The sequence below is a fragment of the Actinoplanes couchii genome (assembly GCF_016862075.1).
In the GTDB taxonomy this organism is placed as follows: domain Bacteria; phylum Actinomycetota; class Actinomycetes; order Mycobacteriales; family Micromonosporaceae; genus Actinoplanes; species Actinoplanes couchii.
Genome location: NZ_BOMG01000097.1, coordinates 36,898 through 60,167 on the forward strand (window position 1 = coordinate 36,898; position 23,270 = coordinate 60,167).

25 protein-coding genes are annotated in these 23,270 nt (G+C 72.7%); 13 read left to right on the top strand and 12 right to left on the bottom strand.

Annotation, left to right across the window (positions count from 1 at the left end):
* Window positions 1-3: 3 nt before the first annotated feature.
* Window positions 4-930: a tyrosine-type recombinase/integrase gene (locus tag Aco03nite_RS38900; RefSeq protein WP_203805527.1), complete on the top strand. Its 927-nt coding sequence runs from the start codon at window positions 4-6 to the stop codon at window positions 928-930.
* A gap of 70 nt (window positions 931-1,000) precedes the next feature.
* The gene (locus tag Aco03nite_RS38905) at window positions 1,001-1,837 is read left to right on the top strand and encodes an undecaprenyl-diphosphate phosphatase (RefSeq protein ID WP_203805529.1); all 837 of its coding nucleotides are present in this window, start codon (window positions 1,001-1,003) and stop codon (window positions 1,835-1,837) included.
* Between the two features lie 48 nt (window positions 1,838-1,885).
* Here Aco03nite_RS38905 and Aco03nite_RS38910 read toward each other — a convergent pair whose 3' ends face one another.
* Window positions 1,886-2,377: an RBBP9/YdeN family alpha/beta hydrolase gene (locus tag Aco03nite_RS38910; RefSeq protein WP_203805531.1), complete on the bottom strand. Its 492-nt coding sequence runs from the start codon at window positions 2,375-2,377 to the stop codon at window positions 1,886-1,888.
* A 56-nt stretch (window positions 2,378-2,433) separates the two neighbouring features.
* On the opposite strand from Aco03nite_RS38910, the gene Aco03nite_RS38915 reads away from it, so the two are divergent.
* The gene (locus Aco03nite_RS38915; protein WP_203805533.1) at window positions 2,434-3,147 is read left to right on the top strand and encodes a class I SAM-dependent DNA methyltransferase; all 714 of its coding nucleotides are present in this window, start codon (window positions 2,434-2,436) and stop codon (window positions 3,145-3,147) included.
* A gap of 189 nt (window positions 3,148-3,336) precedes the next feature.
* Window positions 3,337-4,053, top strand: a complete 717-nt coding sequence (locus Aco03nite_RS38920; RefSeq protein WP_203805536.1) for a hypothetical protein — start codon at window positions 3,337-3,339, stop codon at window positions 4,051-4,053.
* A gap of 77 nt (window positions 4,054-4,130) precedes the next feature.
* Here the strand turns inward: Aco03nite_RS38920 and Aco03nite_RS38925 are convergent, their stop codons facing one another.
* Complete coding sequence (locus tag Aco03nite_RS38925; RefSeq protein WP_203805538.1) at window positions 4,131-4,727, bottom strand: hypothetical protein; 597 nt, start codon at window positions 4,725-4,727, stop codon at window positions 4,131-4,133.
* A 120-nt stretch (window positions 4,728-4,847) separates the two neighbouring features.
* Complete coding sequence (locus tag Aco03nite_RS38930; RefSeq protein ID WP_239145798.1) at window positions 4,848-5,438, bottom strand: P-loop nucleotide/nucleoside kinase family protein; 591 nt, start codon at window positions 5,436-5,438, stop codon at window positions 4,848-4,850.
* Window positions 5,439-5,690: 252 nt separating this feature from the next.
* Between Aco03nite_RS38930 and Aco03nite_RS38935 the strand changes: the two genes are divergently transcribed.
* A complete protein-coding gene (locus tag Aco03nite_RS38935) occupies window positions 5,691-6,356 on the top strand; it encodes a GDSL-type esterase/lipase family protein (RefSeq protein WP_203805540.1) in 666 nt (221 codons plus the stop codon).
* Here Aco03nite_RS38935 and Aco03nite_RS38940 read toward each other — a convergent pair.
* A complete protein-coding gene (locus Aco03nite_RS38940; protein WP_203805542.1) occupies window positions 6,343-7,662 on the bottom strand; it encodes an MFS transporter in 1,320 nt (439 codons plus the stop codon). The genes Aco03nite_RS38935 and Aco03nite_RS38940 overlap by 14 nt on opposite strands.
* 64 nt (window positions 7,663-7,726) lie before the next feature.
* Between Aco03nite_RS38940 and Aco03nite_RS38945 the strand changes: the two genes are divergently transcribed.
* A complete protein-coding gene (locus Aco03nite_RS38945; RefSeq protein ID WP_203805543.1) occupies window positions 7,727-8,371 on the top strand; it encodes a TetR/AcrR family transcriptional regulator in 645 nt (214 codons plus the stop codon).
* On the opposite strand, the gene Aco03nite_RS38950 is transcribed toward Aco03nite_RS38945, so the two are convergent.
* The 5 genes from Aco03nite_RS38950 to Aco03nite_RS38970 are packed head-to-tail and all read right to left on the bottom strand — an operon-like array spanning window position 8,356 to window position 13,496.
* Complete coding sequence (locus tag Aco03nite_RS38950) at window positions 8,356-9,162, bottom strand: hypothetical protein (protein ID WP_203805545.1); 807 nt, start codon at window positions 9,160-9,162, stop codon at window positions 8,356-8,358. The two genes, Aco03nite_RS38945 and Aco03nite_RS38950, sit on opposite strands and share 16 nt — an antisense overlap.
* A 4-nt stretch (window positions 9,163-9,166) precedes the next feature.
* Window positions 9,167-9,571: a DUF7691 family protein gene (locus Aco03nite_RS38955; protein ID WP_203805547.1), complete on the bottom strand. Its 405-nt coding sequence runs from the start codon at window positions 9,569-9,571 to the stop codon at window positions 9,167-9,169.
* Window positions 9,572-9,616: 45 nt separating this feature from the next.
* Window positions 9,617-10,432 carry a hypothetical protein gene (locus tag Aco03nite_RS38960; protein ID WP_203805549.1) on the bottom strand — a complete coding sequence of 272 codons (816 nt, stop codon included), beginning with the start codon at window positions 10,430-10,432 and terminating at the stop codon, window positions 9,617-9,619.
* Between the two features lie 50 nt (window positions 10,433-10,482).
* Window positions 10,483-11,019, bottom strand: a complete 537-nt coding sequence (locus tag Aco03nite_RS38965) for a LuxR family transcriptional regulator (RefSeq protein ID WP_239145799.1) — start codon at window positions 11,017-11,019, stop codon at window positions 10,483-10,485.
* Window positions 11,016-13,496, bottom strand: coding sequence for a LuxR C-terminal-related transcriptional regulator (locus tag Aco03nite_RS38970; RefSeq protein WP_203805551.1), 2,481 nt, complete (start codon window positions 13,494-13,496; stop codon window positions 11,016-11,018). Before Aco03nite_RS38970 ends, Aco03nite_RS38965 begins: the two co-directional genes overlap by 4 nt.
* 176 nt (window positions 13,497-13,672) lie before the next feature.
* Here Aco03nite_RS38970 and Aco03nite_RS38975 point away from each other — a divergent pair, with 176 nt between their 5' ends.
* The 3 genes from Aco03nite_RS38975 (at window position 13,673) to Aco03nite_RS38985 (ending at window position 17,416) form a co-directional block, all read left to right on the top strand.
* A complete protein-coding gene (locus Aco03nite_RS38975) occupies window positions 13,673-15,145 on the top strand; it encodes a dynamin family protein (RefSeq protein ID WP_203805553.1) in 1,473 nt (490 codons plus the stop codon).
* Complete coding sequence (locus Aco03nite_RS38980; RefSeq protein ID WP_203805555.1) at window positions 15,133-16,902, top strand: dynamin family protein; 1,770 nt, start codon at window positions 15,133-15,135, stop codon at window positions 16,900-16,902. The genes Aco03nite_RS38975 and Aco03nite_RS38980 overlap by 13 nt, the downstream gene beginning before the upstream one ends.
* 61 nt (window positions 16,903-16,963) lie before the next feature.
* Window positions 16,964-17,416, top strand: a complete 453-nt coding sequence (locus tag Aco03nite_RS38985) for a hypothetical protein (protein ID WP_203805557.1) — start codon at window positions 16,964-16,966, stop codon at window positions 17,414-17,416.
* 2 nt (window positions 17,417-17,418) lie between these two features.
* Here the strand turns inward: Aco03nite_RS38985 and Aco03nite_RS38990 are convergent, their stop codons facing one another.
* A complete protein-coding gene (locus Aco03nite_RS38990) occupies window positions 17,419-18,072 on the bottom strand; it encodes a response regulator (RefSeq protein WP_203805559.1) in 654 nt (217 codons plus the stop codon).
* On the bottom strand, window positions 18,069-19,229 hold the full coding sequence (locus Aco03nite_RS38995) for a sensor histidine kinase (RefSeq protein WP_203805562.1): 1,161 nt from the start codon (window positions 19,227-19,229) through the stop codon (window positions 18,069-18,071). Before Aco03nite_RS38995 ends, Aco03nite_RS38990 begins: the two co-directional genes overlap by 4 nt.
* 155 nt (window positions 19,230-19,384) lie before the next feature.
* Here Aco03nite_RS38995 and Aco03nite_RS39000 point away from each other — a divergent pair, with 155 nt between their 5' ends.
* The 4 genes from Aco03nite_RS39000 (at window position 19,385) to Aco03nite_RS39015 (ending at window position 22,938) form a co-directional block, all read left to right on the top strand.
* Window positions 19,385-20,314 (top strand): ABC transporter ATP-binding protein, encoded by a 930-nt coding sequence (locus tag Aco03nite_RS39000; protein WP_203805564.1) that lies wholly within the window; start codon window positions 19,385-19,387, stop codon window positions 20,312-20,314.
* Window positions 20,311-21,069, top strand: a complete 759-nt coding sequence (locus tag Aco03nite_RS39005) for an ABC transporter permease subunit (RefSeq protein WP_203805566.1) — start codon at window positions 20,311-20,313, stop codon at window positions 21,067-21,069. Before Aco03nite_RS39000 ends, Aco03nite_RS39005 begins: the two co-directional genes overlap by 4 nt.
* Before the next feature lie 112 nt (window positions 21,070-21,181).
* The gene (locus Aco03nite_RS39010) at window positions 21,182-22,561 is read left to right on the top strand and encodes an MFS transporter (RefSeq protein ID WP_203805568.1); all 1,380 of its coding nucleotides are present in this window, start codon (window positions 21,182-21,184) and stop codon (window positions 22,559-22,561) included.
* Window positions 22,561-22,938 (top strand): GntR family transcriptional regulator, encoded by a 378-nt coding sequence (locus tag Aco03nite_RS39015; RefSeq protein ID WP_203805570.1) that lies wholly within the window; start codon window positions 22,561-22,563, stop codon window positions 22,936-22,938. Before Aco03nite_RS39010 ends, Aco03nite_RS39015 begins: the two co-directional genes overlap by 1 nt.
* Here Aco03nite_RS39015 and Aco03nite_RS39020 read toward each other — a convergent pair.
* The gene (locus tag Aco03nite_RS39020) at window positions 22,932-23,258 is read right to left on the bottom strand and encodes an Lrp/AsnC family transcriptional regulator (RefSeq protein WP_239145801.1); all 327 of its coding nucleotides are present in this window, start codon (window positions 23,256-23,258) and stop codon (window positions 22,932-22,934) included. The genes Aco03nite_RS39015 and Aco03nite_RS39020 overlap by 7 nt on opposite strands.
* Between the last annotated feature and the right edge of the window lie 12 nt (window positions 23,259-23,270).

Consider the following 23,270-nt stretch of genomic DNA (forward strand, 5'->3'; position numbering starts at 1 on the left):
GGCATGTCGCTGCAACCCCACCAGTCCTGGACACCCGCGCTACCCGGCACGGCACACCAGTTCACCGAAGCCTGGCTGGCCAACCGGCGACTGTCCGAACACACCCGCACCGCCTACCGCCGCGACGTCACCACCTGGCTGAGCTGGTGCGACGGCCGCGGCCTGGAACCGCTGCGGGCCACGTTCCTGGACGTCAACGCGTACGCCCGGCAATTGGAACTGCGTCTGGCCCCGGCGACCGTGGCCCGCAAACTGTCCGGAGTGTCCAGCTGGTACGACTTCCTGGTCAAACTCCAGGCCGTCACCACCAACCCGGTCGGCGGCGCCGACCGGCCCTACGTCGACCGCGACCACTCCGCCACCCTCGGCCTGACCCCCACCGAAGTCGACGACCTCCTGCACGCCGCCGCCGCGGCCGGGCCCCGCAGTCACGCCATGCTCACCCTGCTGGCCGACCTCGGGCTGCGCGTCAGTGAACTGGTCGGCCTCGACCTGACCGACATGGGCACCGAACGCGGGCACCGCACCGTCCGGTTCATCGCCAAAGGCGGCAAAGCCCGCCGCCGCGCCCTCACCCCCAGCACCGCGGCCGTGCTGGATGCGTGGCTGACCGAACGCGGCCTGGCACCCGGCCCGTTGTTCCGGACCTCCACCGGCGGCCGCGTCGACCGGCACGCCGTCTTCCGGCTCATCCGCCGCCTCGCCGCGACCGCCGGCATCACCGAAGCCGACCGGCTGTCCCCGCACTCGTTACGGCACGCGTTCGCCACCACCGCCCGCGCCGAAGGGGTTCCCCTCGAAGACGTCCAGGACGCCATGGGACACGCCGACCCCCGCACCACCCGGCGCTACGACCGTGACCGCCACAACCTCGACCGTGACCCCGCGTACACGATCGCCGCGGCCCGTGCCCGCCGCAACAGCGCGTGAGGAAAACCCCTATGCTCTGAACCCGGTCACGACCAATCGCGGGCGGGAAGAACACACTTTGGCTACCGAAATGAGTATCGTCGAGGCGGTGATCCTCGGCGCCGTCGAGGGCATCACCGAATTCCTCCCGGTGTCCTCCACCGGGCACCTGACGATCCTGGAGAAACTGTTCGGCCACACCATCGACGACCCGGACATCACCGCCTTCACGGTGATCATCCAGTCCGGTGCGGTGCTGGCCACCATCCTGTTCCTGCGCAAGGACATCGCCCGCGTCGTCCCGGCGTTCTTCCGGGGCCTGTTCGACAAGCAACAACGCGACAACCCGGACTTCCGGTTCGGGTGGGGCGCCCTGCTCGGCTCCATCCCGATCGTGATCGCCGCCCTGCTGTTCAAGGACGCCGTCGAAGGCACCCTGCGCAGCCTCTGGTTCGTCGCCGGCGCCCTGATCATCTGGTCCGGGGTGATGGCGTTCGCCGACCACGCCGCCACCCAGGTCCGTAAACAGGACGACGTCACCTGGAAGGACACGCTGATCATCGGCACCGTCCAGTGTCTGGCCCTGATCCCCGGCGTGTCCCGCTCCGGCGCCACCATGTCCGCCGGCCTGCTGCGCGACCTGGACCGGGTCACCGTCACGAAACTGTCGTTCTTCCTGTCCATCCCGGCCCTGACCGGCGCGTCGATCCTGCAGGGCGTGCAGGAGTACGACCGGATCTCCACCGGTGTCGGCTGGACCAACACGATCGTCGCGACCGTGGTCAGCTTCGTGGTGGCGTACGCCTCGGTGACCTGGCTGTTGAAGTTCGTGTCCAAGCACTCCTACAGCGTGTTCATCTTCTACCGGCTCGCCCTCGGCTCGCTGCTGCTGGTCCTGCTCGCGACCGGCACCATCGACCACAAATAGCTGGCTTGAAACACGGCGCCCGTCCCGATGATCGGGGCGGGCGTCGTGTCATTCCGCGGCCAGCCGGGCGAGGAGTTTCTCGCCGTCGGGCCACGGCCCGAAACCCGACGACGAGTCCAGATGACCCACCGGACCGGCGTCGATCACCTCGCCACCCCACGCTGTGGCGTAAGCCACCCCGTCCTCGAATGAACATTGCGGGTCGTCGCGGGAAACAACGAGCAACGAGCGGAACGGCAACCGCTCCCGCGGCGCGTCCTCGACCAACGGCGGCGTCACCAACAGTGCCGCCACCACCGGACCGGCATGCTCCCGCGCCCAGTGCGCCACCGTCAGACACCCCGCACTGTGCGCCACCAGCACCGCCGGCTCCTCCGACGACACCAGCACGCTCTGTAACGCGGCCACCCGGTCGGCGAACATCACAGGCGTGCCCGGCGGCTCCGGCGCCCACGTGAACCCGCGCCGGCGCGCCCACTGCCGCGACCAATGATTGCCGAACGGCACCCCGCGGCCGGGCACCAGCAGAAAACGGGTCACCCGCAGGAGCGTAGCGGCAAACATGAATGTGTGCCGGGAGGCGTAGGGTCGAAGCCGTGCCCGATCCGATCTTCGCCCACCCGCGACTGGCCGCCGTCTACGACACCTTCGACGGCGAACGCCACGACCTCGACGCCTACCAGGAGATAGTCGCCGAACTGGAGGCCGCCGAGATCCTCGACGTCGGCTGCGGCACCGGCTGCCTGGCCCTGCGCCTGACCGCAACCGGTCACACCGTCACCGGCTACGACCCCGCACAGGCGTCGCTGGACGTGGCCCGCGGCAAACCCGGCGCCGACCGGGTCACCTGGACCGACACACTGCCCGACGGCCCGTTCGACCTGGCCGTGATGACCGCCAACGTCGCCGACGTGTTCACCACCGACGACCAGTGGCACACCATCCTGCGCGACATCCACACCCGGCTGCGGCCCGGCGGCCACCTGGTGTTCGAAACCCGCCGCCCCGAATACCGGGTCTGGGACGAATGGGCCACCGGCACCGAGGCACACACCCGCGACGTCCCCGGCGTCGGCCCGGTCGAACGCCGCCGCCGGCTCACCGGCGTCCACCTGCCGCTGGTGTCGTTCCGCTACACGTGGACGTTCCCCGGCGGCGACACCCTGACCTCCGACTCCACCCTGCGTTTCCGCGACCGCAACGAACTCGACGACACCCTGGCCGCCAGCGGCTTCCAGATCGTCGACGTCCGCCAGGCACCGGACCGGCCGGCCCGCGAACGGGTGTTCCTCTGCCAGAAACCCTTTTGAAGTACGAGTTGACCACGCTCCCGTGGCGGCCCCGCGAGGCAGGCGGCCCGTCCCGGCCGCCCCGCGACCGCCGGGGGCGGATGCGACCGTCACCGTGATCCCGCACCGTCGCCGGCTCGCTTCCTCCACGACGGCGATGCCGTCGCCTGCGGGCGGAACGGTGTTGACCATGGGCGGCAGAATGCGGCCGTGACGCCGATCCGACCGGTCCTCGCCGGGATCCTCCTCGCACTGCTGGCCTACGCCGGCGACGACATCGACCTCGGCCTGGACTTCTGGACCGCGATGATGCTGTCCGCCGTCACCAGCAGCGGCCTGACCTGGGGACTGGCCGCCTTCCTGATCGCCCGCACCACCGGCACCCGGCGGCAGGCGATGCGGAACGCCACCGTCCTGCTGGCCACCGCCACCGTCACCTACTACCTGATGATCGTGCTGATCAGCCGCCGCTGGTCCGGAGGCACCCTGCAGGACGGCAGCTCCGCCGACCGGTACGGCCTGACCCACATCGCCGTCATGACCGGCGTATGGCTGGCCGGATCACTGGCCGCCGGCGCCCTGCTCGGCATCCTGGCCCACACCGTCCGCCACCGCTGCGGCCCACCAGCGGCGATGGCAGCGGGCGCCGCGTGCGGGCTGCTGGCCTCCGAATCCGGCTACCACCTGCTGCGCAACCCACCCGCCGAACTGATGGAACTGTTCCAGTCCGGAGCCCGCGAGTTCTACGGCCCACTGTGGCCCACCGACATGATCGGCCTCATCGTCCCGATGCTGATCCTGGCCTGGCTGGCCACCCGCCACCGCCTGTGGCCGCACTGGCCGGCCCTGCTGCTGACCGCCGCCGCAACCACCGTCGCCGCCGCCCTGCTGTGGCTGACCACAGCACTGATCGCCCACTACGTCTGACCCCAGCCCCGGTCGCGGTGCACGTTGCCGCGGCGGAGTCGTCCACCTGCCCGGCAACCGCCGCCGGGCGGGGGCGGTCAGTGACCGGCTGCCAACGGAATGAGCAGCCACCGCGCGAAGCGGCTCTCATCGTCGAGTTCGGTGAACCAGCGGACCTTCAGCCGGTAGGCCGCCACACCCTCAGTGCTGATCAGCAACCCCGGGCCGGCGCCCCGCGGCGGCGGCCCGTGCTCCGCCGGGACCGGGCCGGGCCGCGCCCGCTCGAACGGATTCGCGAACTCCCCGTCGCCGTCGGCCGCCGCGGTGAAGACGGCCAGTTCGCTGCTGTCGACACCGACCACGGCACCGTCGAGGTCGTCCTCATCGGGACAGGCCAACGCCGCCGCCAGCGCCATCCGGTAGTCCGGCCCGCCGGCCTGCACGAACGCCAGCACGCCGGACTCACTCCGGAAAACCTCGATCCAGCTGTCGTCCCGCACGACACCGTCCCCGCCGACCAGAACCGCCGTCCGCGTGCCGACCACGAGCCCGGTCTCCCGCGGCGTCAACTCCAGAGTGCGATCGAACTCCTCGTCGCTGTCTCCCCGCCAGTCGCCCCGGCCGGCACTGTCGATGGCGAGGAACTGTTCACCGTTGGTCCACAGCCGCCCGACATGAATCCACTCGTCCCGCATCGAGTCAGTATCTCGACGAGCCCCCTGGTATCCGTTCCCGGGCCGGGACTGCCTCGCCGGTGGACGACACCGAGCCGAACAGGTGGTCCCCGCAGTATCCGGGCCGGATCCGAAGGCCGATCACCGCGCCACGGCAGCGTTCAGCAGTGAGGGCCACCGGTCCGCGGCCCACTCCGGCCAGCCCGGCCAGCCCGGCGGTGGGGCCGGGATGGCGTCGCCGGCGAGTTCGGCGCGGTCGGGTGGCTGGAACTGGCGGCGCCACGAGATGAGGTCGGCCTCGGTCATCGGGACCGTCGTGTGCGGGGCCGTTGCCTGGCGGTGGGCGATGCGGGCGCGTTGAACATCAGGCGTGACGGGCAGATAGACCACCCGGCAGCCGGCGCCGGTCGTCGACGCGAGCCAGCGCAGGGCCGAGCGTTCGTCGCGGCTCCAGAGACCGAAGTCGAGGACGACGGGGGTGCCCAGGTGCAGTGCTTCCAGGGCCAGGGTGATGAGCCGGCCTTCCAGGGCGTCACGTTTGCCGGGGACGTCCAGCTCGCCGAACAGGGGGAGCATCCACTCGTCGGGGGTCAGCCGTAACGCGCGGTGCTCGGTGGCCAACTCTTCGGCGCGGGTGGTCTTGCCGGCTCCGGGGAGGCCGACCATCAGCAGGAGCTGGGGCGGCGTACCGGCAAAGGGAAGTTGATCTTCGAGTGGGTGTTGTGGCGACATGGGTCTGCTCTCCGGATCACACCAGGGCGGTCCGGCAGCCCGAGGAAGAGAGGCTGCCGGCAGGAAGCGGTACACCTGGCGCGGGGCCGCCGCGAAACAGCAGGCCCGCCGATGACGGCAGGACCGCTGTCGGGAAGTGGCGCCGCGGTCAGACGGCGGCGCGGATCTGCATGGCGGCGAAGCAACCCATGGGCGTCACCCTACCGAAAATCGGTGGCCCGGCGCACGGCCGACCGGCCACCATCGACCGTTATGAACAGCCTGTACGTCGCTCTCGGCGACTCCATGTCGATCGACGACTACGCGGGTGGCCCGGGCCGTGGCGCGGCGAGCCTGCTGCACCGGGACCTCAACGAACACGAGAGCGGACACAAGAGCGGGTGGGACCTGCTGGTGCTGGCCCGCGACGGCGCGGTCACCGCCGACGTCCTGAACCGGCAGCTGCCGCAACTGACGGTCGCGGCGGACCTGGCGACCGTCACGATGGGCGGCAACGACCTCCTCTCCGCCTACGGTGACGACATCGCCGCCCCGGCGGTGATCGCCCGCGTCGAAGCACAGGCCGACGGGGTCCTGGCCCGGCTGCGCCGGCTGACCGGCCGGATCGTGGTGACCACCGTCTACGACCCCAGCGACGGCACCGGCGTCGTCCCCGGCTCGGGGCTGGGGCCGTGGCCGCGCGGCCCGCACTGGATCCGCACTCTCAACCAGGCGCTGACCACGGTGGCCGGGCGGCACGGCGCGCCGGTCGCCGACGTGCACGCCGCGTTCCACGGTCACGGTGTCACCGCCGGTGACCCGGCGCAGTCCAGCCCCACCCCGGCGTCGCGGGACCTGTGGTTCTGCGGTGTCGTCGAACCGAACCGGTACGGCGCGCAGCGGATCCGCGACACCTGGCAGGCCGTCATCCGACCGTGACCGGGGCGGTCCGGCGGGGCAGCACCAAGGCCGCCAGCAGCACTCCGGCGAGCAGCAGGGCGCCGCACAGGGTCAGCCCGAGGCCGTGGTCGGCACCGGCGATCGTGCCGAGGACGGCCAGGCCCAGGGTGGCGCCGAGCTGGCGGGAGCTGTTCAGCAGGCTCGACGCGGTGCCGGCCTCGGGTGCGGCGACCCCGGTGGTGGCGGTGGACGCGACCGGGCCCAGGCACAGTCCGAAGCCGATGGCGGTGACGATCGACGGCAACAGGACCCCGCCGAGGTAGGTGCCGTCGGGGGTGATCCGGCCGAACAGGGCGAACCCGGCCGCGGTGAGCAGCCCGCCGCCGATCAGCAGGGTGCGCGCCGGCAGCCGGTAACCCAGGCGGATCGCGGCGACCGCGCCGGCCACCACCCCGAGGGCGAACGGCAGGAACATCAGCCCGGTCCGGGCCGGGCCGTGCCCGAGGACGTGCTGCAGGTACAGCGACGCGAAGTAGAACGACGACGCCATGCCGGCCCCGGCGAGCAGGTTGAACAGGTTCGCCCCGGCCACCGACCGGTTCGCCAGGAGCCCGGGCCGCAGCAGCGGGTGTGTCGTGCGCCGTTGCACCAGCACGAAGAGGATCAACAAACCCAGGGCCACGATCATCGTGTACGGGTGGGTCCGCACGATCCCGAGGACCAGCAACGTCATCCCGGCCGTACCGAGCAGCGCCCCGGGCACGTCGGGGCGCCCGGCGGTGACCGGCCGGTCGGCGGGCAGGACCAGGCCTGGGGCGAGGGCGGCCAGGGCCATCGGGACGCTGACGAACATCACCCAGCGCCAGCCCGCCCACTCGGTGAGCGCGCCGCCGATCAGGACGCCGAGCGCGCCGCCGGCGGCGTTGACGGCGGCCCATACCCCGAACGCGCGGACCCGGGCCCGGCCGGCCGGGAATCCGGCGCTGAGCAGGGCGAGCGCGGCCGGTGCCAGGGCCGCGGCGCCGATGCCCTGGGCGGCGCGGGCGGCGATCAGGTGGGCGGGCTGCTGGGCGAGGCCGCCGGCCAGCGACGCGACGGCGAACACGGTCAGCCCGCCGATCAGCAGGGTGCGGCGCCCGTAGCGGTCGGCGGCGGCCCCGCCGAGCAGCAGCAGGCCGCCGAAGGTGAGGGCGTAGGCGTGGATCACCCAGGTCACCCCGGGTGCGGTGAAGCCGAGGCCGGCGGCGATGGCGGGGAGTCCGACGTTCACGACGGAGAGGTCCAGCGACACCAGGAACTGGGCGAGAGCGATGGTGGACAGCAGAAGACCCGACTTTCGGAACATGTTCGGAAAGTAGCATCGGCGGGCCCCCGCGCACAGCCCCGCAACGTGCCATCAAGATGGACCGGTGCCCCCGACTCCCGGCCGCACCGGACGCCCCCCGGTGACCTCCCGCCCGCAGATCCTGGCCGCCGCCCGCCGCCTCATCGACACCGACGGCTGGGACCGGCTCACCGTGCGCCGGCTGGCCGCCGAACTCGGCATCGGCCCGACCACCCTCTACCACCACGTCCGCGACAAGGGCGACCTGCTGCTCCTGCTGCTCAACGAGGCGGCCGCCGCCGTCACCGTGCCGGAGCTGCCCGCCGAACCGGCCGCACGGATCGTGGCCGCCGCCACCGTCATGCACGACGTGCTGGCCGACTGGCCCTGGGCCGTGGACGTCCTGGCCACCGACGGTTTCCTCGGCCTGCTCGACAGCAACGCCGTCCAGCTCGTCGAGACCATCGTCGCGGCGGCCGTCGACGCCGGCCTGAGCCCCGACCAGGCGGTGCACGTGTTCCGCGGCATCTGGTACTACACCGTCGGCGAGATCCTGGTCCGGGTCCGCTCCCACGAACGCCGCCCACCGCCCGGCGAGTTCGGGTTCGACGCCGCACGCACCCCGGCCCTGGCCGCCGTGGGACAGCGGTGGCCGCAACTGGCCGCCCAGGACACCTACACGGCCGGGCTGACCGCGATGACCGCCGGGCTGCTTCAGTCCAGCAGGTAACCGACCCAGTCGTCCAGGCCGACGTCGTTGCCCCACAGCACGGCTCTGCCTTCGGCGGCGGCGATCGTCGCGACGGTCCGCACGAACGCCAGGCTCAACCCCAACCAGGGCGGCCCGCCGCCCTGCCGGCTGACGGTGTGCAACTCGTCCATCTTCTCGTACGTCGGCGCGAACCGCGGCAGCGGCAGCGCGTCCAGCAACGACGCCAGCTCGGCGGTCTCGTCGCCGGTCAGCCAGCCGTGCACCCCCTCGGTGGTGCCGAACGTGTACCCGAACACCGCACCCCGGGTGCCGAGCGCCGCCAGCAGCCGCCCCAACCGGTCACCGGCCGGCACGCCGAGATCGTCGAGCAGCGGGTCGTAGGTGAACGGGATGAAGGTGCGGCCCACGAACCGCGGCCGGTCCAGGCAGCGCCGCCACACCAGGGCCTCGTACAGCACGTTCAGATGCTCCACCGCGTTGCGCTGCCGGTGCAGCACACACCTGTCCCGTTCCGGGCAGGACGCCGACACACACGTCAGCGTGTTGCGCTGGTCGACACGGGGTTCGCCGTGCAGATACCGCAGATCCGCACCGAGGTACGTGCAGTGCCGGGCCAGGTCGGCCGGCTGCACACCTAGCCCGGCCACGATCCGGTCCCGCAGCTGGTCGAACCGTGGCTCGGCCGCCCGCAGGAACCCGGTCAGATAGTCGCCGGGCTCCCCGGTACGCAGCAGATCCACCAGCGCCGCAACGACCTCGGTGCGATAACGGTGGTAGTCGAAGACGTACAGCTCCGCGTCGGATCCCACCGGTTCAGTGGAAGAACCCGACGACGGACAGCTTCCGGTCGTCGGCCTGGGCCAGCCACTGGAACACCTCGTAGACCGCGCTCCCCATGTCGGCCGGCATGTCCAGCAGTCCCGCCTCGGCCAGCTTCGCCGCCGCCTCGGTCAGGGTGCCGTACTCGCGGTAGCCGATGCCGGGGAAGTCGTCGATCGGCGGCAGCGGCACCGGCGCCCCGCCGAACAGCAGGCCGGTGACGGTGAACCCGTCCGCCAGCAGATCATGTCCGGTCAGGTACTCGTCGACACGGGCGCTGAAGTCCACCGGCACGGGCATCCAGCCGGTGTTGTCCAGGAACCGGCCGTGCTGCTCGCAGCCGATCTCGGCGCGCAGCCGGTCCAGATCGACCGCGAACACCATCGCCCCGTACCCCATGAAAAGTTTTCTCCCGTTCGGCGATTCAGCCGATGATCGTACGCATCAGTCCAGGAAGTGGTCGATCCAGTGGTCGTAGCCGACGTCGTTGCCCCACAGCACGGCCCGGCCCTCGGCGGCGGCCACCGTCGCGACGGTCCGCACGAACGACAGGCTCAGCTCGGTCCATCCCGGACCGTCGTCGTATTCGCCCAGGCGCGCCCGGGCGGTCCGGATCAGGCTGGCGTAGTGCAGGTCACGCATCGCCGGATAGGTCGCCTCGAACTGCGGCAGCGGCAGCGCCGACAGCCGGTGCGCGAGTTCCGCGGTCTCCGGTTCGGTGAGCCAGCCGTGCACCCCTTCGGTGGCGCCGGCCGGATAGCCCAGGATCGCGCCGCGGCTGCACAGCATCGACAGCAGCCGGCGCACCCGGTCACCGGCGGGTACCCCGAAGGCGTCCAGCAGGGGCCAGTAGTCGTACGGGTCGAAACCGCGGCCGATGAACTGCGGCCGGTCCAGGCAGCGGCTGCAGACGAGGGCTTCGAACAGGACGTTCAGGTTCTCCAGGCCGTCGGGGTCGCGGTGCAGGGCGCAGAGCGCACCGTCCGGGCAGATCAGGTCCCGCCCGGCCCGGTGCACGCCGGAGAACCGCAGATCGTCGCCGAGCAGCCGGCACCAGCGGGCCGGTTCGCCGCGCAGCCGCCCGGAGATCTCCGGCCAGCGGGATCCGAAATCCAGGCGGTGGCCGGTGACGGTGTCACGCACGAACGCGGTCAGGTAACCGCCCGGCTCACCACCGCGCAGCAGATCCAGCAGCGCCGGTACGACCTCGCCACGGTAACGCCGGTAGTCGAAGACGTAGATCTCCGCGTCGGAACCCATGGCCGCGCACCCTATCGCGTTTGATCTTGGGCGCTGTCGCCACGGCTGTCCTATTCGGGCGAGCGCTGGCGTTGCCGCAGGTAGGCCAGGACCGCCTCGCGGGTGGTCCGGACCCCGAACAGGGCCCGGGCCTCGGCGATCCGGCGGTTGGCGGTGCGCAGGGACAGGAACTCGGCGGCGGCCGCCGCGGCGATGGTGTCACCGGCGGCCAGCCGGTCCAGCAGGGCCCGTTGTTCGGGGATCAGGTTGGCGATCACGTCGGAGCCGTCGACACCGCGGTTGACCGGGCCCAGCCGGGACAGGTCGTCGATCAGGGCCCGCCCGGCGGCTGATTCGGTGTCGCAGACGGCCACCACTCCGGCGCCGCGGGCCGCTGCCAGCACGGCCAGCTGCGCGGACTCGGTGTCGTCGTCACCGATGCGGCCGTGCAGGACCAGGTGGGCGGCGCCGACGTCCCAGGCCGGGTCGGGCAGGGCGAAACCGGCCCGGGCGGTCCATCCCTCGCGGGCCAGCCGGCGCAGAACGGTGTCTGCTTCGGCGGTAGTGGCGACTACGTGGCGTGGAGCGTCCTCGGGCTGTCGTATCACCGGCCATCCTCGCTGGGTTCGAAGGGTTCAGCCCCGGCCGTGGTGACGGCGAAGGCCAGTGCGGCGGCTTCGGTACGGGTTCGGGCGGCGAGTTTGCGCATGCTGGCCCGGATGTGGGTGTCCACGGTCTCGGCGGAGATCCCCAGCTGCCCGGCGATGCGGCGGGTCGGTTCCCCGGCCGCGACCAGGCGCAGCACGTCCAGTTCGCGGCGGGTCAGGCGCCCGTCGGAGCGGGGGCTGCGGGTGTCGCGCTGGATCTGGTGCCGGCGCAGCCCGCGGCGGGCCCGCCCGGCCAGCACGGTCAGCCCGGCGGTGTCGGCGAGTTCCTCGGCCCGCAGCAGCGCCGCGACGGCGGTGTCGCGGTCGGCGCCGGTCAGCCCGGCCGCGATCAGGCAGCGGATCTGTTCGCGCAGGGCCACCGGCTGCCAGCTGTCGGCGGCGGCGTCCAGGCCGGAGCCGACCGCCCACGCGGTCAGGGTGCGGCGGGCCGGGACGGGCAGGTCGACCGGGATCTGTGGGCTGCCCGGTTCGCCCAGGTCGTAGGCGGCCCACCGGGCGGTGATCGCGTGGAGTCCGGCGAGCAGGCCCTGACCGGAGTCGGCGGGGATGCGGGCGGCCCGGTCGGGTTGGCCGTCGAGCCAGGCGGCCTCGCGGGCCACCCATGCGGACGCCGGATGTGACGGGGCGGTCTCCAGCCGGGCCCGGGCGGCGGCGAGCAGCCCGGTGTCGGCTTCGATCAGGGCGGTCGCCGCGGTCGCGTAGGCCCGGGCCTGGGCGGGCAGGGCCAGGTCGGTGAGGTTCGCCGCCCGCCGCAGGACGCCTTCGACACCGTCCCAGGACAGCTGTTCGGGGAAGCCGGGGCCGTGCAGGGCCAGGGCCCAGTCGGCGGCGGCCAGGAAACGGGTCTGCCACCCGTACGCCAATTGTTGTCCGGCGGCCTCGGCCGCCCGCAACGCCGCACCGGCCGCCTCCACCAGGCGGCCCTCGGCCGCGAGGTGTTCGACCAGCAGCCACGACGCCCAGCGGGCGATCAGCGGGTCGGCGAACCCGGCCGCCTGGGCGAGGCCGGTGTCCCAGCCGGGCAGCCGGTGGGTGGCGCGGACCGCGGCGAGGGCGGCGACGATCCCGGGTGGCGGCGACGGGTACCGCACCGCGATCTTGTCGGCGAGTTCCCGGGCGGCCATCGGTTCGGCGGCCAGGGTGGCCAGCAGCACCACCCGGTCACGGGCCGACACCACGGCGGTCGCGGCGGTGTCCGGGACCGGGCGGACCGCGTCGCGGGCCGCGGCGGGTTCCCCGGCCTGCAGCAGGGCCTCACCGCGCAGCACCGCCGCTTCCAGGGCCAGGGGGTCGGGTGCGGGGCCGGGGACGATGCCCGTCGCGAGGGGCCGCAGGACGTCGGCGGCGTCCGGGGCGCGGCCGGTGGCCAGGGCGGCGTCGGCGGCGGCCAGGCGCACCCGCGGGTCGACCGGGGTGTCCAGGCCGCAGGCGAACAGCAGCAGCGCGGACCGCTGCGCGCCGGCGGTGTGGTCGGCGGCGGACAGGGCCTTGCGGTACGCCCCGGCCGGGTCACCGGCGGCGGCCAGGTGCCGGGCGGCTTCGGCGGGTGGGGTCAGGTCGGCCAGGCGGGCGTGCATCTCGGCGCGGGCGCCGGCATCGAGCAGGCCGGCGGCGGTCTCGGCGACGTAACCGGACACCGGGATGAGGGATCCGCCGGGTTCGGCGGTGACCAGGCCGGCGGCGAGCAGGTCGGCGGCGCCGGTGCCGAGCAGGGCGGCGTCGGCGGGCCGGCCGAGCAGCCCGAGCGCGGCCAGGGCGGTGCGGGCCGGGCGGGGCAGGTCGGCCAGGGCGGTGGCGATCGCGTACGCCACCTGGTCGATGTCCTCGCCGACCGGGGCGCGGCCGGCGGCGGCCTGCCGGGCCAGGGCGATGACGGCGAGGGGGTTGCCGCCGGCCCGGGCGACGACCGCGGCGGCGCTCTGTTCACTGAGGCCGCCGGCGGTCTGCCGGACCAGGGCGGAGGCCTCGTCACCGGTCAGCGGCGGCACCGGCAGCCAGGCCGTGGCCGCTTCCCGCAGCGCCGCGGCGAGAGGCTCGGCGAGCCGGTGCGGGGTCCGCAACGCGACCAGGACCCGGCACGAGCGGGCCAGGTGCGGCAGGGCGGCGACGGTCGCCGGGTCCGCATACTGAAGATCGTCCAGAACCAGCAGGCCGCCGCGTACGCGGGACCGCACCGCCTCGGCCAGCAGCGGCACGTCGTCGGCGGGCAGCCGGGCCCGTACCGCCCGCGACAGGGCCAGGGCGGGGACCTCGGACAGCATGGCCAGGCCACCGCCGAGGTGGGCGGGGCCGGGAACCGCGCCGGCGATGCGGCGCAGCAGGGTGGAGCGACCGCAACCGGGCGGGCCGGTGAGCACGACCAGGGCGGGCCCCTGGCGCAACACGGTTCGGGCGGCCACCTCTGGCTCGTCCGTCACCTGTGCTCCCCCCTTGACGACGTCACTGGCACGAACACGGGATCCCGGCGGGGCCGGGTGCGTCCGTAGTCTGTGGTGCGACAACCACTGTTTGCGCGATCGAGAGGTCCCTTCGTGACGACGACAGCCGCGATACGCACATTGTCGCCGACGGTGTGCTGCGCTGACGAGTCGCAGTGACCGGTCAGCTCACCACCGGGATTGCGACGCTGTGTCACGAGATCGTCACCCGGGTCTCCTCCGATGCTGGTCAACAGGTCCGGCAGATCAGCAACCGGCTTCACGATCCGTTACGAGTGGCGATCGCGGGCCGCTTGAAAGCCGGAAAGTCGACACTAGTCAACGCCATGATCGGGCGTCGTGTCGCCCCCACCGCCGCCGGCGAGTGCACCCGGGTGGTCACCCGGTTCCGGTACGGGCCCGCCGACCGCATCGACGTGGTCACCCGTGACGGTGAACGCCACAGCCTGCCCCTTGACGAGGACGGCATGGTCCCGGGCCGCCTCGGCGTGCCCGCCACCCGGATCGCGTACGTCGACGTGGCCCTGACCACCGACCGGCTGCGTGACCTGACCGTCGTCGACACCCCGGGTCTCGCGTCCACCGACACCGCCGGCAGCGCCCGCGCCGAAGCCGCCGTCGGCATCGACGACGACTCCGCCGACGAGGTCGCCGCCGCCGAAGCCGTCGTCTACGTCTTCACCCAGGCCGTGCGTGCCGACGACGTGCGCGCCCTGGAGGCCTTCCACACCGCCTCGGCCCGCCTGGCGACCAGCCCGATCAACGCCATCGGCGTCCTCGGCAAGATCGACACCCTGGTCGGTGGCGCCGGCGACCCGTGGCCGGTCGCCGAACCCCTGGCCCGCCAGCAGGCCGGGCTGCTGCTGCGCACGGTCGGTGACGTCGTCCCGGTCGCCGGGCTGATCGCCGAGACCACCACCGCTGGACGGCTCACCGGCGCCGACCGCGATGCCCTGGCCGCCCTGGCCGCGCTGCCCGCCGCGGACCTGCAGATCCTGCTGCTGTCGGCCGACCTGTTCCGCACCCGGCCCGCACCGATCGGCCCCGACCAGCGCGAACGCCTGCTGATCCGGCTCGACCTGTACGGCATCGGCTACGCCTGCGCCCTGCTGACCGACCAACCACGGCTGGGCACCGGTGAACTGGTGCGCCGGCTGAACGCCGCGTCGGGCCTGGACCGGCTCACCGCCACCGTCGACCAGACCTTCCGCTGGCGCTCCGACGCCATCAAAGCCGGCTGGGCGCTGACCCGGCTGGAACGCCTGGCCTCCTTCGACCAGCGGTCCCGGTCGGTGATCCGCGACGCCGTGGAGGAGGCCCTGCGTGACCCGGCCTACCACCGGCTGCGGCTTTTGGACGCCGCCCAGCGTGCCGCCACCGGCACCGTGCCGCTGCCGCCGGAGTGGGAGCAGGAACTGATCCGCCTGGCCACCTCCGACGATCCGCGCTGGATCCTGCGGCTGCCCGAAGCCGACGCCGGGGAACTGGCCACCGCCGCGGTGCGGGCCGCGGGACGCTGGCGGGCGTACGCCGTCGACGGCGCCGGACCGGCCCAGGCCCGGCTCGCCCACGTCGCCCACCGCGGATACCAGCTGCTCGCCCAGGAGGTGCGCCAGTGCAGGACCTGACCTCCCTTCTGGATACGGCCGTGCGCGACATCGTCTCCTACCTGCGTACCGCCGACCCGGACGCGGCCGCCGACCTGATCGAGCTGCGCCGCGCCCACCTGACCCGCCCCGGCGTGGTCGTCGTCGGCGAAACCAAACGCGGCAAGAGCTCCCTGGTCAACGCCCTGCTCGGGGTGCCCGGCCTGTCACCTGTCGACGCGGCCGTGACCACCGCGGCCTACCTGAGTTTTGTGCCCGGCACCGCGTTCTCGGCCCGGGCGTGGCTGCCCGGCGGTGAAGAGATCGAGATCGACTCCCTGCAGGAGTGGGCCCGCGGCAAACAGAAGACCCGCAAGATCGAGGTCACCCACCCGGCGCCGATGCTGCAGTACCTCACCCTCCTGGACACCCCCGGCGCCGGCGGCCTGGACCCGGTGCACGCCACCATCGCCCTGGACGCGGTCCGCCGCGCCACCGCCCTGCTGTTCGTCGCCGACGCGTCCGCCCCGCTGTCCCAGCCGGAACTGGACTTCCTGGCCGCCGCCACCGAACGCGTCGACGCCGTCGTCTTCGCCCTCACCAAGATCGACGCGTATCCGCAGTGGCGGACCATCGCCGAGGACAACCGGTCCCTGCTGCAGGCCCACGCACCGAGGTTCGCCGCCGCACCCTGGTTCCCGGTCTCCGCCCGTCTCGCCGAGATCGCCCTGACCGCCGACCCGGCCGCCCGCGACGCCCTCGCAGGCGAATCCAAGATCCCGGCGCTGCAGCACGCCCTGGTCGAACTCGCCGGCCGCGGCCACCAACTGCGCCTGGCCAACGTGCTGCGGGCCGCGCACCGCGACCTGACCCGGCTACGCGACAACGCCGAACAACGCGTGCAGGCCACCGCCGCGGACCCGGCCGCGCAAGCCGCCACCCGCGCCGAACGCGCCGCGCTGGCCGCCCGCAAACGCACCGAGTCCCGGCAGTGGACGCTGAAACTCAACACCGAGATCCAGCACGCCCGGGTCGCCGTCGTCGGGCACCTGCGGACCCGGATCACCGAGGTCCAGCACGACTACGCCCGCCGCATCGACGCCGCCAGAGGCGAAGCCCTCACCGCACTGCCCGACGACCTGGACACCCAACTGCAGGCGGTCGCGGCGCAGATGTCGGCCACCCTGGAGGACACCTACCGCGACGTCGCCGAGAAAGTCCTCGCCGACACGTTCGACCCGGCCCTGGTCAGCGCCACCCTGCGGCACACCATGACCGCCGGCCCACCCCGCGACGGCGCGGGCGACAACCTGCTGATCGCCCTGTCCGCCGGCGGTATCGCCCTGATCGCCGGCCGCGGCGCGATGCTCGGGCTGTCCGCGGTCGCCGGCGCCGGATTCCTGATCCCGTTCGCCGGCCTCGGCCTCGGCCTGGCCGCCGGCGGCTACGTCATCTACCGGCGGCGGGTACACACCGACCGCAGGCACGCCCACACCTGGCTGCGTGACGTCCTGGCCGAAGCCCGCGCGGCCCTGACCGACGAGATCAGCGGCCGGTTCACCGACCTGCAGTACTCCCTGGCGGTGGCCCTGGACGACGCCATCGAACGCCGGCTGCGCGAGTTGGACGCCCTGATCGCCGAGATCGACGCGGCCGCCGCCGAAGACAACGCGGGCCGGGCCAAACGCCGGGCCGCCGCCACCGCCGAACGTGACGCCGCCACCACGCGCCTGCGCCAGGCCGACGAGGCCCTGATGCGGGCCCGCTCGCTGACCCCCACCCCCGTGGACCCGTCATGACCGCCGTCCTGTTCCACCGCACCGCCGCTTCGACCGCCGCTCGCCTCGACGAAGGAATCCGATGACCGACCACTGGGACCACGACGACTTCGACTACGACCTGCCGGACGACGCGCACCACGACGACGTCACCCCGGAGCTGCCCGCGCTGGACCACCCGGACCTGGACCTGCCGGATCTGCCCGAACTGCCACACCTGCCCGACCTCGGCGACATCGAACTCCCGGACGTCTCCGACACCCTGAGTACAGTGACCGAGGACCTGTTCCCGCCGGCGCTGGACGTCGAACTCCCCGAACCGGTCGACGGTTTCCCCTGGGTCGACACCGCCACCCTGGGCGCCCCCGACATCAGCGGGTTCATCCCCCCGGTCGACGCGGTCACCCCGGAGGAACTGGCGGCCCACGCCGGCATCGAGATCCCGCCCGGCGCCGACGCCTGGACCTTCCTGTCCACCTCCGAGGACCCGGCCACCGCGGCCCTGGCCCGCTGGTGGACCACCCAGCAGTCCTGACCTCAACCGGCCTCGACCAGACCGGACTCGTAGGCGACGATCACCAGGTTGATCCGGTTGCGGGCACCGAGTTTGGTCAGCAGCCGGGCGACGTGGGTCTTCGTGGTGGCCGTGCTGATGTGCAGCCGCCCGGCGATCTCGGTGTTCGACAGGCCCTGCGCGACCAGCAGCAGCACGTCGCGCTCCCGGTCGGTGACACCGTCCAACTGCCGCGGCAACGCACGGCGCGGCTCCGGGCGGTCGGCGAACTCCCGGATCAGCCGGCGGGTGACCGTCGGCGCCAGGATCGCCTCCCCACCGGCGAGGACGTCGATCGCGGCCAGCAGATCGGTCGGCGGGGCGTCCTTGAGCAGGAAGCCACTGGCCCCGGCCCGCAACGCCGCATACACGTACTCGTCCAGGTCGTACGTGGTCAGCATCAGCACCCGGGCATCGGGGTGATCCGCGACGATGCGGCGGGTGGCCTCGATGCCGTTGAGCCGGGGCATCCGGATGTCCATCAGCACCACGTCCGGTTTCTCCCGGGCGTACACGTCGACGGCCTCGATGCCGTCGGCGGCCTCACCGACCACGGTCAGCCCCGGTGTCGCGTCGATCAGAATGCTGAAACTGACCCGTACCAGAGCCTGATCGTCGACGACCATCACCCGCGTCATGCGTCTCCCTCCCCGCGCCGGGCCGTCAACGGCAGTCGCGCGTGGACCCGGAACCCCCGGCCCGGCGGCGGGAGCGGCCCGGCGTCGAGCCGGCCACCGTACACCGCGACCCGTTCCCGCATGCCCAGCAGCCCGTGCCCCGGCTCCCCACCACGATCCCGGCGATCCGCGACCGAACCGCCGCCGTCGTCGGTGACCTCGACGGTCAGCGACTCCGGCTGATACCACAGCAGCACCTCGGCCCGGGCCGGCCCGGCATGCTTGACCACGTTGGTCAACGCCTCCTGAATGATCCGGTACACCGACAACTCCATCCCGGCCGGCAACGGGCGCTGCTCACCGCGGGAACGGACCTCGACCGGCACCCCGGCCGCGGCCGTCCGGGCCACCAGCGCCTCCAGGTCGGACAGGGTCGGCGCCGGATCCAGCAGCGGGTCGGCCCGCAACGCGGTCAGCATCTGCCGCAACTCGGCCAGGCTGCCGCGGCTGCTGTCCTCGATGGTCTCCAGGGCCCGCCGGGCCTCCCACGGGCGCTGCTCGAACACGTGCCGGGCCACCGACGCCTGGATGGTGATCACACTCATCCCGTGCGCCAGGACGTCGTGCAGCTCCCGGGCGATCCGCAGCCGCTCCTCGGTCACCGCCCGCTCGGCGGCCTGCTCACGCTGGGCGGCCACATAGCGGCGCTGGCTGTCGGTGAACCGGCGCTGCAGACGGACCGCGATCGCGATCGCGCCGGCGGTGGTCAGGAAGAGCACCCCGTTGAACATCGACCAGGCCGCCTCGGCCATCCGGAACTCGGCCATCGCCAGACTCGCCAACACCGTGGTGGTCAACGCCACCGACGCGGCGGCGGCCGCGATCCAGCGGGGCGCCACCAGCAGGACCGGGTAGAGGGCCAGCGCCCGGACCAGATGCGCGTCCCGGCTCACCTCGAACTGCGGTGCCAGCGCGGAGAACACCATCACCACGGCGAAGACCGGCACCGGCCAGATCCGGCGGGCCGCCAGCGGCACCGTCATCGCCAGCACCGTCAGCCACCCGAGAACCCCGCCGCGCACCGCGTGCAGGTCCACCACGGCCAGCAGCACGGCGACGGCCACGTCGACGGCCACCCAGTGAACGGGACGCAGGCGGGGGCGGGATTCCGGCGGCATGCGCCCACGGTAGCCACCCCGCAAGAAGCCGCCATCGGCCCGCGGGCGTCATCCCCGGGAACGATGCCGGCCACAGTGTCATCCCCGCGACCGACGCCCAAGACCGCTCCGCGGACCGATGCCCGCACCGGGGCGCCGCTGCCAGGCTGGGCGGCATGGAATCCAACACCATCGAGGTCCGCGGGCTGACCAAGAGATATGCGACGACCATCGCGGTGGATGACCTGTCGTTCACGGTGCGGCCCGGCAGAGTGACCGGCTTCCTCGGCCCGAACGGCGCGGGGAAATCCACCACGATGCGGGCCGTTCTCGGCCTGGACCGGCCCGACGCGGGCTCGGCGACCGTCGGCGGCCGGCCGTTCACCGCGCACCGGCAGCCCCTGCGGCTGGTCGGCGCGCTGCTGGACGCCGCCGCCGTGCACGGCGGCCGCACGGCGTACCACCATCTGCTCGCTCTGGCCCTGAGCAACGGCATCGGCCGGCAGCGGGTCGGCGAGGTCCTGGACACCGTCGGGCTGACCGATGTGGCCCGGCGGCGGGTCAAGGGCTTCTCCCTGGGGATGCGCCAGCGCCTGGGCATCGCCGCGGCGCTGCTCGGTGACCCGCCGGTGCTGATGCTCGACGAACCGGTCAACGGCCTGGACCCGGAGGGGATCCGCTGGATCCGGTCGTTGCTGCGGTCGCTGGCCGCCGAGGGCCGCACCGTGTTCGTCTCCAGCCACCTGATGAGCGAGATGCAGGACACCGCCGACCACCTGATCGTCGTCGGGCAGGGCCGCCTGGTAGCCGACACCACGATGACCGACCTGGTCCGCGACCAGGACCGGGTGCTGGTACGCACCCCGGCCGTCACCGCACTCGTGGCCCTGCTGCGTACCGCCGGCGCGAGCGTGGACCCGCTCGGCGACGGCGCCCTGGCGGTGACCGGCCTCGGCTGCGACCGCATCGGGGACCTGGCCGCCGACGCCGGCCTGCGCCTGCACGAACTGTCCCCGCAGCGGGCCTCGCTGGAGACCGCCTTCATGGACCTGACCCGCGACGCGGTGAGCTACCGCGGCGCCGCACCGAACGGAGCCACCCGATGATGCGCCACGTCCTGGCCTCGGAATGGAGCAAACTCTGGTCGGTACGCTCCACCGGCTGGAGCCTGCTGGCCACCGTACTCACCGTCGTCGGGGTGGCGGTGATCTCCGGCCGGTCCCTGCTCACCTACACCGCCCCGGGTGATGTCACCGCCGCCGACGTGGTCGGTGTCGCGACGGAGGGGATCGTCTTCGGGCAGCTGGCGATCTGTGTCCTGGGCGCGATGGCGGTCACCGCCGAGTACGGCACCGGCCTGATCCGCAGCAGCCTGGCCGCCGTCCCGTCCCGCGGGCTGCTGCTGACCGCCAAGGCCCTCGTCGTGGCAGCGGTCGCCCTGGTCACCGGCACGGTCACCGGGCTGCTGGCCTTCCTGGTCGCCCGGCCGATGATCGGCGCCCCCGCCAGCGGGGTGGGGCTGACCGATCCTTCAGTGCTGCGCGCGGTCACCGGCAGCGGCCTGTACCTGGCCGTCCTGGCCGTGTTCGCCCTGGCCGTCGGCACGATCCTGCGGCACAGCGCGGCCACCGTCACCACCCTGATCCTGGGGGTGATGATCCTGCCGGGGGTGGTCGCCCAGTTCGGTGACGTGGGCCGCGCGGTCAGCCGCTGGTGGCCCAGCCACGCCGGCTTCCAGCTGCTGCAGGTCGACCGGCTCGCCGGGCAGCTCGCGCCGTGGCCCGGTTTCCTGGCCTTCACCGCCACCACCGCCGCGCTGCTCGCGGTCGCGGCCGTCCTGCTCACCCGCCGCGACGCCTGAGAACCCGGCCCGGCGGGTGACCGTGCGGCGAACACCGTGATCCACGACTCCCGCCGGGAGCGCGAGGGTGGCATCATGACCGCGCACCGACCACATCTCAGGAGCGCTTGACATGGCCGTCACCGGCAACAGCACCCCTCTCGCGGGCAAGCGGGAACGCACCGGGTGGTACTTCTACGACTGGGCCAACTCGGCCTTCTCGACCACCGTCATCACGGTGTTCCTCGGCCCGTTCCTGACCACCATCACCGAACAGGCCGCCGGCTGCGCGATCGACGCCGACAAGTGTGAGGGCACCGTCCACCCGCTGGGCATCCCGGTGGCGGCCGGCTCCTACTACGCCTACCTGGTGTCGTTGTCGGTGCTGCTGACGGTGTTCGTGCTGCCGGTGATGGGTGCGATCGCCGACCGGGCGCCGCGTAAGAAGCCGCTGCTGGCGGGTGCGGCGTTCCTCGGGGCCGCGGCGACCGTCGCGATGGCGTTCGTGACCGGCGACCGCTATCTGCTCGGCGGGGCCCTGTTCATGATCGCGAACATCGCGTTCGGTGCCGCGATCGTGGTGTACAACTCGTTCCTGCCGCAGCTGGCCGGGCCGGACGACCGGGACCGGATCTCCAGCCGGGGCTGGGCCATCGGCTACCTCGGCGGCGGTGTGCTGCTGCTGCTGAACCTGATCGCCGTGATGACCCTGTCCGAGGACGGCAACCCGCAGCGCACCCTGGATCTGGCCCGCTGGTCGATCGTGTCGGCCGGTGTGTGGTGGGCGCTGTTCACGATCGTGCCGCTGCTGTGGCTGCGCGAGCACCCGGGTGGCGCGTCGGCCGGACACGTCGCCGACGGCAACATCATCACCAGTGGGTTCCGGCAGCTCGGCCGCACCATCAAGGGCATGCGAGCGTACCCGCTGACCCTGGCGTTCCTCGGCGCCTACCTGATCTACAACGACGGCATCCAGACCGTGATCGCGCTGGCCAGCCAGTTCGGCAGTGAGGAACTCGGCCTCGACCAGTCCACCCTGATCATCACGATCCTGATCGTGCAGTTCCTGGCGTTCGGTGGGGCGCTCGCCCTCGGCGCCCTGGCCACCCGGATCGGCGCCCGCAAGACCATCCTGCTCGCCCTCGCGCTGTGGCTGGGCGTGGTGATCGCCGCGTACTGGCTGCCGGAAGGCGAACCGATCCCGTTCATGCTGCTCGGCGCCGGCATCGGCATCGTCATGGGCGGCAGCCAGGCACTGTCGCGCAGCCTGTTCTCCCAGCTGATCCCGGAAGGCAAGGAGGGCGAGTACTACGGCTTCTACGAGATCAGCGACAAGGGCACCAGCTGGCTCGGCCCGCTGTTCTTCGGCCTGATCTTCCAGGTCACCAACAGCTACCGGGCGGGCATCGTCTCCCTCGTGGTGTTCTTCCTACTCGGTGGGATCCTGCTCGCCCTGGTGCCGTTGCGGCGCGCCATCGTCGCGGCCGGCAACACCCCGCCCAAGCTGATCTGATGGACATCACGATCGACCCGGACTCGCCTGTCGCACCGTACGAGCAGGTGCGGCTGCGGATCGCCGCGCTGGCCGCCGACGGGGCACTCGCGGCCGGCACCCGGCTGCCCGCGGTCCGGGCCCTGGCCACCGACCTGGGCCTGGCCGCGAACACGGTGGCCCGCGCCTACCGCGAACTGGAAGCAGCCGGCCTGGTCGAGACCCGCGGCCGGCACGGCACGGTGATCACCGCGAAGGCGGCCGGCACCTCCGGGCAGGCCCAGCGGGCCGCGGTCGCCTACGTGGAACGGACCCGAGCGCTCGGCATCCCACCGGAGGCGGCCCTCGCACTGGTCAAGGCAGCCCTGGACGATCACTTCCCGGGCCGCACTCAGTGAAGCGGCATCGGTAGTGGGGACTGCGGCTTGGTCACGGCGAAGGCGAACGTCGTCTTGATCGACGCCAGGGACGGGATGGCGCGGATCTCGCGGCGCAGCAGGTCCTCGTAGGCCTCGAACGAGGCGATCACTATCTTGACCAGGTAGTCGTCGTCGCCGGCCAGCAGGTACGCCTCGACCACCTCGGGGATCGCGCGCAGCCGCTGCTCGATCTCGTCGACGATCGCCGAGGTGTGCGACAGCAGGGTCAGCCGGACGAACGCGGTGATCGGCAGGCCGACGGCGCCGGCCGACACCACCGCGGTGTACCGCTCGATCACCCCGGACTCCTG